This window comes from Xenorhabdus sp. PB62.4 (assembly GCF_014467285.1).
GTDB lineage: Bacteria > Pseudomonadota > Gammaproteobacteria > Enterobacterales > Enterobacteriaceae > Xenorhabdus.
On sequence record NZ_NKHR01000060.1, the window covers coordinates 1 to 4,275 of the forward strand.

At 43.0% G+C, this 4,275-nt stretch carries 6 protein-coding genes and 1 pseudogene; 4 read left to right on the plus strand and 3 right to left on the minus strand.

What is annotated here, in order from left to right:
* Positions 1 to 209 (minus strand): ImcF-related family protein (locus Xenpb_RS18975; protein WP_255523208.1); only part of this gene is annotated, 209 nt, incomplete at its 3' end.
* Between the two features lie 331 nt (positions 210 to 540).
* Between Xenpb_RS18975 and Xenpb_RS18980 the strand changes: the two are divergent.
* From Xenpb_RS18980 to Xenpb_RS18995, 4 genes and pseudogenes are all read left to right on the plus strand, one after another.
* Positions 541 to 813, plus strand: a pseudogene (locus Xenpb_RS18980) (SymE family type I addiction module toxin); the annotation flags it as partial.
* 384 nt (positions 814 to 1,197) lie between these two features.
* Positions 1,198 to 1,518, plus strand: coding sequence for a SymE family type I addiction module toxin (locus Xenpb_RS18985; protein WP_187655688.1), 321 nt, complete (start codon positions 1,198 to 1,200; stop codon positions 1,516 to 1,518).
* Between the two features lie 65 nt (positions 1,519 to 1,583).
* Positions 1,584 to 2,069, plus strand: coding sequence for a helix-turn-helix domain-containing protein (locus Xenpb_RS18990; RefSeq protein WP_187655689.1), 486 nt, complete (start codon positions 1,584 to 1,586; stop codon positions 2,067 to 2,069).
* A gap of 20 nt (positions 2,070 to 2,089) precedes the next feature.
* Entirely contained in the window at positions 2,090 to 2,932 is an 843-nt protein-coding gene (locus Xenpb_RS18995) for an IS3 family transposase (RefSeq protein WP_368666850.1), read from the plus strand.
* Between the two features lie 76 nt (positions 2,933 to 3,008).
* On the opposite strand, the gene Xenpb_RS19000 is transcribed toward Xenpb_RS18995, so the two are convergent.
* Positions 3,009 to 3,260 carry a hypothetical protein gene (locus Xenpb_RS19000; protein WP_255523209.1) on the minus strand — a complete coding sequence of 84 codons (252 nt, stop codon included), beginning with the start codon at positions 3,258 to 3,260 and terminating at the stop codon, positions 3,009 to 3,011.
* The coding region (locus Xenpb_RS19005; RefSeq protein WP_187655690.1) for a zincin-like metallopeptidase toxin domain-containing protein at positions 3,260 to 4,275 on the minus strand (1,016 nt) is incomplete at its 5' end. The genes Xenpb_RS19000 and Xenpb_RS19005, both read right to left, overlap by 1 nt.

The window sequence follows — 4,275 nt, forward strand, 5'->3', positions numbered from 1 at the left end:
AAATAATCCATCAGGCCGTGACGGGTCAGTAACTGCGGGATCACCAACCGTTTTTCGTTGCTGGCAATAAACACGTCATCAAAGCTCGGGCCAATCTGGTCACGCAGGTTGATCGGCGCGGACAGGACATCCTGTGCCCTGATACGCAGGTTCTGGTAAACCCGTTGTTTGACGGAGAGGGCTTTCAGCTCCTGCTGGGCCTGCCGCATCGGCTTAACAAACGGGGCGAAGCGATCGATGGCACCCTGATCGCCTTTATCCTGTCAATTTGAAGAGAATAGCGGGTATTTTCGGTAAAAAAGAGAAATTATGGCGTGATTTAACAATCCCTTATGTAATGGATGTATATCCAGTATTTATTTTACGAACGGCTTCGCAAAGGCCGTTATTGGTGATGGAAAGTTGTTCAAGTAGACGATAAGGTAAGCAATGAAATTTGAACGCGGCTTTACCGTGTTACCAGCACGATAAAACCGCTAACCACAACAACTACTTCGGACTAGTTATCATGGCTAACTTTCTCAGCCGGAACGGTATCAAAAAGTCGTTTACCGCCCCAAAGGACTCAATCGCGCCACACCTACTATTAATTTAAGTGGAAAATGGCTGCTTGAGGCCGGATTTTCCATCAATTATCCGTTAAAAATCAGGGCGATGTCCAGTTGTCTTATCATTACCGCCCAAAACTTTCATGAACTCTGGCACTGCCTGAAAAGCCTGAATGAAGGTGAATGGGATGATATCACTGTCGCCCATTGGCTGCGACAATTTCCCGGCAAACTCAATAAAACAAGGTTAGGAAGAAATCTTTAATTGTCTGTTTTATCAGAAAAAAGACAAAACCTGAACACAGCCAGCGAACAACCTTCCGGCAACTGACAGCAATATTTCCATTTTGGGAAGCGGTTCGCATTTATGTCATGCTAAATAGCACAAGGAATGTATTCAAAGTCTTCACCTTTCATCTCACCGTGAAGACAGGTAATTACTGCGGCAGTTTCAGGCCGTGGAGTAGTTACCGGAGGAAGACAAGGACGTGATTAAAAAGTTGCTGGATGTCTTTTTAACCAAGAAGCAGTTACAGGCACTGGTAAGGTAACAAAACAGATAAAATGAACCCTTTGATTTAACGCGGGGAAAACGTGCGACCAACACCTTAACCCCGCTGACCATAACCAACTATTAGGCGTAGTGACTATGGCTAAGGCACATTCTAAGCAAAACCGGGCGGTAAATAAAGCCGCCAAAACAGAACGTTATTACACCGTGGGATACGTGCCGCAAAATGACAAGGCCAACGCCCCGCCTGCGATCCACCTGAAAGGGCAGTGGCTTAAGCAGGCCGGGTTTGATGTTGGTGGCACACTCACCGTTAAAATACTGGACGGCTGTCTGGTGCTCATCCCTGACAGCGACGACACTCGCAACATCAGACAACAGTACCAACGCCAGCAAGACCAGCTCAATGAGATTAAGCTGCGGATGCGGGAACTGATTGGGGATTATCAGGCCGGATAATGATAAAAAGCCGGAAGATGAAGTGACCCCCAATAGTTGGACAACCAATGACTGGGGGTTTTTTTATGTCTAAATATAGTCGTGAACTAAAAATCATTATTGCTAAACGATGTCTGGCAGGTAACGCATCGGATAAGCTATCAGCGGAATATTCAATCTCTTCTCGACAAATTCGATACTGGGCTCAAGTGGTTGCCATTCATGGTGATAACGCCTTTTTGCCAACGTCTCACTCTCTTTGTGCTGCAACAAAACTCCAGGCTTTAAAATTAATGTGGACAAATGATTGGTCTCTCACTCACACTAGCGCAGTTCTCAATTTAACGACCCCGGGTACCTTATCAGTCTGGCTTGATAAGTATAATGAAACCGGTATCAAAGGGCTTGAAAGTCCTCAGCGAGGAAGCCCCCCAATGAAATCACGACCTAAAATCCCGCCGAAGTCTGATGACGAAATGACAGTTGAGGAACTTAAAGAAGAATTAGCTTATTTACGTGCAGAAAATGCTGTCCTAAAAAAGTTAGAAGAGCTGGAACAGAAGAAACGCTAACTCGCAAAGAAAAAGCGTTAATTGTTTTCGCTCTTAAAAAGAAATATCCATTAAAGCACTTACTTTGTGCCATTAATCTTGCAAGAAGCGTGTTTTACTATCAGTGTCAAGCGCTTAAAAAAACGCGTGCTTATGAACAAGAAATAGAGATGATTAAGACTCTTTATCATGAGCATAAAGGTCGTTATGGCTATCGTCGCATTCATTTAGCATTGATAAAAAATGGCTTTAAAATCAATCACAAGACAGTACAACGATTAATGGGACAATTAAACCTAAAATCCACGGTAAGGCCGAAGAAATATCGTTCTTATCGTGGAGAAGTGGGTAAAACAGCACCGAATTGGTTAGCAAGAGATTTTCACGCGACAAAACCGAATGAGAAATGGGTAACGGATGTGACGGCGTTTAAAGTGAATGAACAAAAAGTCTATCTGTCACCTATTATTGACTTATTTAATCAAGAGGTTATTGCTTACAACGTGGCGAAAAAGGCGAGTCTGCCTTTAGTGACTGAAATGCTAAAAGAGGCATTAGATAAGCTAGAGGCTCACGCTAAGCCACTCATTCACAGTGATCAAGGTTGGCCATATCGACATAGGGCTTATCAAAAGCAACTTGCTGATAAAGATATTAAGCAAAGTATGTCGAGGAAAGGGAACTGTTTGGATAATGCGATGGCCGAAAACTTTTTTGCCTTACTCAAAACAGAAATGTATCACCGACAGCACTTTAAAGATGCTGATGAACTGATTGAAAAGATAGAAGAATACATCGAATATTACAATACAAAACGGATTAAGGTGAAATTAAAAGGCCTAACTCCGATAGAATATCGAAATCAGGCCTTACACGCCGCTTAACTAAAATGTCCAACTTTTTGGGGTCAGTTCATCTTTTCGGCTTTTTAATTCTAGCTGATTAGCCTTTTAAACCATTTCATAATATAGCTGGTATATATACAGTTCCATTAGGTACTGAAATTTCAATAAAAACCATATTAGGTTCAAAGGACTCAGGTACATTTAACTTAGCTGATATCAACCAACCTTCCTTATTACCATCAGAGAATCTATATTTTTCCATATAGACAGCATCTAACGTATCAGGAATATATTTAATTCCGTTACTGTTTAATGCGTTGATAGCAAGTTCAATGGCCATTTTACAATCTACTTTTTCATGCTCCATTAATTAATAATTCCTCGTAGATATCTGTCTTTTAATGATCTCATATACCCAATGGCATGTTTCACTTCCGCAGAAGAGAACATACTTCTATTCTTAAATATTTGATTAAATACATGTGCTTCTCTTGCATAAGTACCTAAGGCTTTATAGGCTTGTTGACCTATCGCTGCAAACTGCCTTGCATGAGCCATTTCATGGAATGCTTCATACAATGTTGCACCTTTTCTTAAATATAGCGTACCAGAACCATAATCAAACCCACCTCTGACTCCTTTAGGAAGGTGTTTATCCGCATTTTTTACAAATTTAATGCCTAATTTCGCCATTTCATCACGCATTTGAGTTAACTGGCTACGAGAAAGGCGAGGGCTATTTAAAAATCCAGTATGACCACTGACTGGCCTACCATCACCAAGATGATCCAATTTACCTTTACTGGAAACATTTGGACATCCAGTCAAACCATAGGGATCGACCCAATTCGATGGATTATGCACATATCCGTATGGATTCAAGCCCCCCATCAACCCGATAGGATCAGGACTGAGATATTGCCCCGTTTCCGGCGAGTAATAGCGGAACCGATTGTAGTATAACCCACTTTCTTCATCCTCATACTGCCCCAGAAAACGCAGATTGCAGTTGACGTGATAATCCGCATCATTGGAAGCAATGACTTGCGAGCGCTCGGCTTTGCCCCACGTGGTCAGCCGTTGCGCCCACACCAGTCCGCCCTCCTCGTCCAACATCTCGCGCGGTGTGCCCTGATGGTCACTGACCATATAGTGTAGCTTGCCGTATTCAAAACGTGCTGACGGTGTCAGTGCGCCCGGTTCATAGAGCCAGCGGATGCGCTGTTCGTCTGCTGGCGTACCATCTGCATAAATCGGCGTTTCTTCGATAAGCTGGTCACCGCTCCACAAATAATTATGGCCTATAATAGCACTGGGCTTAACACTGAGATCCGGTTTGCCATCCAGCCAGCGCTGTAAATTGGCTGCGGCCAGTTTTCCAT